The sequence below is a fragment of the Streptomyces sp. SID10853 genome (genome assembly GCF_010548145.1).
Lineage (GTDB): Bacteria > Actinomycetota > Actinomycetes > Streptomycetales > Streptomycetaceae > Streptomyces.
The window spans coordinates 1-5,785 of the sequence record NZ_JAAGLN010000332.1 but is presented as its reverse complement, the minus strand read 5'-3'; the positions used below and the strand labels follow the sequence as shown (position 1 = coordinate 5,785).

The 5,785-nt window shown below is 72.6% G+C and carries 4 protein-coding genes and 1 pseudogene; 3 read left to right on the top strand and 2 right to left on the bottom strand.

Annotated elements, in window-relative coordinates; translation table 11 throughout:
• Together G3I19_RS33830 and mce are read right to left on the bottom strand one after the other, a co-directional pair.
• Positions 1 to 1,719: pseudogene (locus G3I19_RS33830) on the bottom strand (hypothetical protein); the annotation flags it as partial.
• A gap of 176 nt (positions 1,720 to 1,895) precedes the next feature.
• Positions 1,896 to 2,366, bottom strand: coding sequence for a methylmalonyl-CoA epimerase (mce, locus tag G3I19_RS33825; RefSeq protein ID WP_164267530.1), 471 nt, complete (start codon positions 2,364 to 2,366; stop codon positions 1,896 to 1,898).
• Between the two features lie 134 nt (positions 2,367 to 2,500).
• On the opposite strand from mce, the gene G3I19_RS33820 reads away from it, so the two are divergent.
• The 3 genes from G3I19_RS33820 to G3I19_RS33810 all read left to right on the top strand — a co-directional run.
• Complete coding sequence (locus G3I19_RS33820; RefSeq protein ID WP_164267529.1) at positions 2,501 to 3,700, top strand: acetyl-CoA C-acetyltransferase; 1,200 nt, start codon at positions 2,501 to 2,503, stop codon at positions 3,698 to 3,700.
• 64 nt (positions 3,701 to 3,764) lie between these two features.
• Complete coding sequence (gene meaB, locus G3I19_RS33815) at positions 3,765 to 4,736, top strand: methylmalonyl Co-A mutase-associated GTPase MeaB (RefSeq protein ID WP_164267531.1); 972 nt, start codon at positions 3,765 to 3,767, stop codon at positions 4,734 to 4,736.
• 426 nt (positions 4,737 to 5,162) lie between these two features.
• Positions 5,163 to 5,785: MFS transporter (locus G3I19_RS33810; protein WP_343235290.1), on the top strand; the 623-nt coding region annotated here is incomplete at its 3' end.

Here is a 5,785-nt window from a genome sequence, read left to right as displayed (position 1 = left end):
CGCCTCGGCCCTGCGGGCCTCTATGCCGCGTTCGTTGTCCTCGCGCAGCGCACCGGCGGCCTCCTCGGCCTGGGTGCGGGTCTCCTCGGCCTGCTCCTCGGCCTCGGTGGCCAGCCGCTCCGCCTCGGCGCGAGTGCGCTCCAGCGTCTCCTCGGCCTGGGTGCGCAGCGTCGTGGCGCGCTCGACGGCCTCGGCGCGCACCCGCTCGGACTCGGCGGTGGCGCCCGAACGCACCTCGTCCGCGTCGGCCTTGGCCTTGGCCAGCAGCTCCTCGGCGGTCCGCGCCGCCTCCTCGATCTGCTGTACGGCCTCCCGGCGCGCCTCACCGCGGATCCGCTCGCCCTCGGCCACCGCTTCGGCCCGCAGCTGCTCGGCCTCGCCGCGGAGCCTGCGTGCCTCCTCCTGCAGCTCGACCGTCTTGGCCCGGTACTCCTTGGTGTCGTCCTTGGCCGCGCCCTTGAGCTGCTCGGCGGACTCGGCGGCCTCGTCGCTGAGCCGTGCGGCCTCCGCCTCGGCCTCGTGCCGGATCCGCTCGGCCTCGTCGGCCGCCGCCCTGGTGGTCGACTTGGCGTCGTCGGACGCCTTCGTCAGGATTTCCTCGGCGGTCCTGGCGGCCTTGGCCAGCTGGGCGGCGGTGTCCTCGGCCGCCGCCGTACGGGCCTTGTCGCTCGCCTCGGCGACCATTCGCTCCGCGGTGCCGCGGGCGTCATCGAGAGCCTGCTTGGCCTCCGCCTTGAGGGCTTCGGCGTCCTTGGTCGCCTCGCCCACGAGCCGGGCGATCTCGGCCTTCGCCGTGCGGGTGCGCTGCTCGTTGACCGAATCGGCCGTGGTGAGCTGCTTGGCCGCGGTGTCCTTCGCCTCGGTGAGGACCTTCTCGGCCTCCGCCCGCGCCTCGCGCAGTGCGCGCTCGGCCTCCTGCACCCGCTGCTCGGCGTCCCGGCTGAGCTCGGCGGCCTCCTGGCGTGCCTGGTCGGACTCGGCCGTCGTGGACGTACGCAGCTGCTCGGCGTGGGTGGTGGCCTCCTGCGCCTGGGTGGAAGCGGCCGTCAGCAGCCGCTCCGCCTCGGCGCGGGCCCTGCGCAGGATGCTGTCGGCCTCGCTGCGGGCCGAATCGGCCTCGGAGCTGAGGCGCTGGCGGGCCTCGCCGACCAGCCGCTCCGCCTCGGCGCGGGCCGCGGACAGGGACTGCTCGGCCTCGGTCCGCGACTCGTCCATGAGCCTGCGGGCCTGGGCCTCGGTCCGGGCCCGCAGCTGCTCGGCCCAGGCCACGTTCTCGTTGACGTGCGACTCGACGGTCTGCCGGCGCTCGGCCAGCTCCTGGTCCAGGCGCTGGCGCCGGGTGACCGCCTCGCTGTGCAGCTCGGCCTGGAGCCTTGCCTGGTGCTCGGCGTGCTCCTGGAGGATGCGCTGCGTCTGGGCGCGCGCCTCGCGCAGCTCGCGCTCGGCGTCGGTGCGCAACTGGTCGGCCTGCACCTGTGCGTTGCGCAGCAGTTGCTCGGCCTGGTAGCCGATGTCCGCCTGGTCGTAGGCAGGACGGGACGCCAGATTGCGGCGCGCCTCATGGAGCTTGGCACGCAAGACCTCGACCTGGTAACCGAGGTCCTCGGCGTGCTGGACGGCCTTCTCCCGATCGGTCTTCAGCCGGTCCATCTCGGCCTCGAACCGCGAAAGATGGTCGTCTTCAGCCCGGTGGCTCTCCTGGCGTTCGTAGCCCCGCACTGCGCGGTCCCATCCGTCCCCTGGTCGCAACACACTCTTCCCGTACGAGCGCCGCCGTCTCGGCGATGACGGGCCCCCGGGGGAATGGTGTCAGATCAACGACGAGGCATGGGTCACAGGCCCCGATCCGGCCCCGGACCGGAGCCGCCCACTCTACCGGCCCGGGTATCCGGAGGTCAGTGCTCCTTACGCGCCAGTGGGTCCGCATCGTGCGGTGCGGTGTGCGGTGCGGCGGCCGTGACCAGTTCCGTCAGCACCCCGTGGCAGTCCTTGGGGTGCAGGAAGGTGATGCGGGAGCCCATGGACCCGGTGCGCGGCTCGTCGTACAGCACACGGACCCCCTTGTCCCGAATATCCTGGGAGTCGCCGTCCACGTCCGCGGTGCCGAAGGCGATGTGGTGCACGCCCTCGCCGTTCTTCGCCAGCCACTTGCCCACCGCGGAGTCCTCGCGGACCGGTTCGAGCAGCTGGAGATAGGAGGCGCCGCCGTCGGACGTCTCATTGATCTTGAGCATGGCCTCCCGGACGCCCTGCTCCTCGTTGACCTCCGTGTGGAACACCTCGAAGCCGTATGTCGCCCGGTAGAACTCGACAGTTGCGTCGAGGTCGAAGCAGGCGATCCCGATGTGGTCGATTCGCGTCAGCATTCCCCCAGTGCAGCGCGCCGACACATGGTTACGCAACGTGCGCGCGATCACATGGGCAGGGCGATGACGAGCGGGAGACCGCTCAGTACATTCGAGTAAACCCTCGTTCACTCTCTTCCAAGGGGCCGCGCCTCATGTCTGGAACGAACAGCAGTACCTCCGTGATCGTCGCCGGAGCCAGGACCCCGATGGGCCGGCTCCTCGGCTCGCTCAAGTCCTTCTCCGGCGCAGACCTCGGCGCCTTCGCGATCAGGGCCGCGATGGAGCGCGCCGGTATCGGCGGAGACCAGGTGCAGTACGTGATCATGGGCCAGGTGCTCCAGGCCGGGGCAGGGCAGATCCCGGCACGCCAGGCCGCCGTCAAGGCGGGCATCCCCATGAACGTCCCGGCGCTGACCGTCAACAAGGTCTGCCTCTCCGGGCTCGACGCCATCGCACTCGCCGACCAGCTGATCCGCGCCGGTGAGTTCGACGTGGTGGTGGCCGGCGGCCAGGAGTCCATGACCAACGCGCCCCATCTGCTGCCGAAGTCCCGTGAGGGCTACAAGTACGGCGCGGTCGAGATGCTCGACTCGATGGCGTACGACGGCCTCACCGACTCCTTCGAGTCCATCCCGATGGGTGAGTCCACCGAGAAGCACAACACCCGTCTCGGTATCGACCGCGCCCCGCAGGACGCCTTCGCGGCCTCCTCCCACCAGCGGGCCGCCGCAGCACAGAAGAACGGCCTGTTCGAGGCCGAGATCACGCCCGTCGAGATCCCGCAGCGCAAGGGCGACCCGGTCCTCTTCTCGCAGGACGAGGGCATCAGGGCCGAGACCACGGCGGAGTCCCTGGGCAAGCTGCGCCCGGCCTTCGCCAAGGACGGCACGATCACCGCGGGCACCTCCTCGCAGATCTCCGACGGCGCGGCCGCGGTCGTCGTGATGAGCAAGGCCAAGGCGCAGGAGCTGGGCCTCGACTGGATCGCCGAGATCGGCGCGCACGGCAATGTGGCCGGGCCCGACAACTCCCTCCAGTCCCAGCCGTCCAACGCCATCCGGCACGCCCTGGGCAAGGAGGGCATCGGTGTCGACGACCTCGACCTCATCGAGATCAACGAGGCGTTCGCGGCCGTCGCCGTCCAGTCAATGAAGGACCTCGGCGTCTCGCCGGAAAAGGTGAACGTGAACGGCGGCGCCATCGCCCTCGGGCACCCCATCGGGATGTCCGGCGCCCGGGTGGTCCTGCACCTCGCGCTGGAGCTGAAGCGGCGCGGCGGCGGGGTCGGCGCGGCCGCCCTGTGCGGCGGGGGCGGGCAGGGCGACGCCCTGATCGTGCGCGTACCCAAGTAGGAGCGGTCCGGGGCGGCGGGCACCCGGATACGGAATCGGACTGAGCGGAGCTGTGAACGTGGACATGGACGTCCCCACCCTGGTCGAACAGGCCCGTGAGGGCAGGCCCAGGGCCGTCGCCCGGCTGATCTCCCTGGTGGAGGGGGCGTCTCCGCAGCTGCGCGAGGTGATGGCGCGGCTGGCTCCGCTGACGGGCGGCGCGTACGTCGTCGGGCTGACCGGTTCGCCGGGTGTCGGCAAGTCGACTTCCACGTCGGCGCTGGTCTCGGCGTACCGGCGGGCGGGCAAACGGGTCGGCGTGCTCGCGGTCGACCCGTCGTCGCCCTTCTCCGGCGGTGCGCTGCTCGGCGACCGGGTCCGGATGTCCGAGCACGCGTCGGACCCGGGCGTCTACATCCGCTCGATGGCGACCCGCGGCCATCTGGGCGGCCTCGCCTGGGCCGCCCCGCAGGCGATCCGGGTGCTGGACGCCGCCGGGTGCGATGTGGTGCTGGTGGAGACGGTCGGCGTCGGCCAGTCCGAGGTGGAGATCGCCTCGCAGGCCGACACGTCGGTGGTGCTGCTCGCACCCGGGATGGGCGACGGGATCCAGGCCGCCAAGGCCGGAATCCTGGAGATCGGCGATGTGTACGTCGTCAACAAGGCGGACCGGGACGGCGCCGACGCGACCGCCCGCGAGCTCAACCACATGCTGGGCCTGGGCGAGGCGCGAGGCGCCGGCGACTGGCGCCCGCCGATCGTGAAGACCGTAGCGGCACGCGGTGAGGGCACCGACGAGGTCGTCGAGGCGCTGGAGAAACACCGGGCCTGGATGGAGGAGCACGGTGTCCTCGCCGAGCGCCGCAGGGCCCGGGCGGCACACGAGGTGGAGACGATCGCGGTGACGGCCCTGCGCGAACGCATCGGCGACCTGCGCGGCCACCACCGCCTCGACGCCCTGGCCGAACGGATCGTCACGGGCGGCCTGGACCCGTACGCGGCGGCGGACGCACTGGTGGCGGCGGTGACGGAGGGGGCGGCGGACTCTTCGGGCTGAGGGCGCGAGGGGGCTGCGGACTCTTCGGGCTGCGGCCCTTCGGGCTGGGGGTGCTGGGTGGTGGCGGTCTCCTCGGGCTGGGGGCGCGAGGGGTGCTGGACTCTTCGGGCTGGGGGCGCGAGGGGTGCTCGACTCTTCGGGCTGGGGGCGCGAGGGGTGCTGGACTCTTCGGGCTGGGGGCGCGAGGGGTGCTCGACTCTTCGGGCTGGGGGCGCGAGGGGTGCTCGACTCTTCGGGCCCGCTGAGCCGCCAGGCCAGGTGGCGCCGACGGGTGCGGGGCGGTGGCGTCCGGGGCGGGTGGTGTGCGCGGCCGGACGGCTCTCTGTGCGCCGGCGCCCCTGCTACCGTGACCGCATGTTCCTCCCCCGTGCGTAGGACCCGGCCGACCACCCGGTGTCCTGTCCGTGCCGCTTCCGAGGAACCCCCATGCCGTCCTACGCCGCTGTCCTGCGGCTCCCCTATGCCCGCCGCACCTTCGGTGCCGCCCTGATCGGCCGTCTCTCCTACGGGATGGTCTCCCTCTCCCTCGTACTCGCCGTCAAGGACGCATCGGGCTCCTTCGCCGTCGCGGGTACCGCCATGGCGCTCTTCGGGGCGACCAGCGTCTGCCTCTCGCCCGCCCGGGCCGCCCTCGTCGACCGCTACGGTCCCCGCCGCGCGCTCGCGCCGATGGCCGGCTGCTACGCGGTGCTGCTTCTCGCGCTCGCCGTCGTCACGCGGTACCCCGGTACGCCTGGTCCGCTGACCGCCGCACTGGCCGCGGCCGCCGGTGCGGGGACGCCTCCGCTCGGGCCCACGATGCGGACCCTGTGGCGGCGGCTCGTCCCCGGCGGTGAGCTGCTGCGGTGCGCGTTCAGCCTGGACGGGGTGGCGGAGGAACTGCTGTACGTCGCCGGGCCGTTGCTCGTCGGCGCCCTCGTGGCCTGCGCCTCCCCGTCGGCCGGGGTCGCCGTCAGTGCCCTCCTGGTGCTGGCGGGGACGCTGGCCCTGGTGACGTCACCGGTCGCGGGCGCGTCCTGGGGGAGCGCGGGCGCCCCGGCCACGGAACT

Bases quoted from the DNA above. Each gene is read 5' to 3' on its own strand.
- G3I19_RS33820 (WP_164267529.1), top strand. From the start codon at position 2,501: ATGTCTGGAACGAACAGCAGTACCTCCGTGATCGTCGCCGGAGCCAGG.
- meaB (WP_164267531.1), top strand. From the start codon at position 3,765: ATGGACGTCCCCACCCTGGTCGAACAGGCCCGTGAGGGCAGGCCCAGG.
- mce (WP_164267530.1), bottom strand. From the start codon at position 2,366: ATGCTGACGCGAATCGACCACATCGGGATCGCCTGCTTCGACCTCGAC.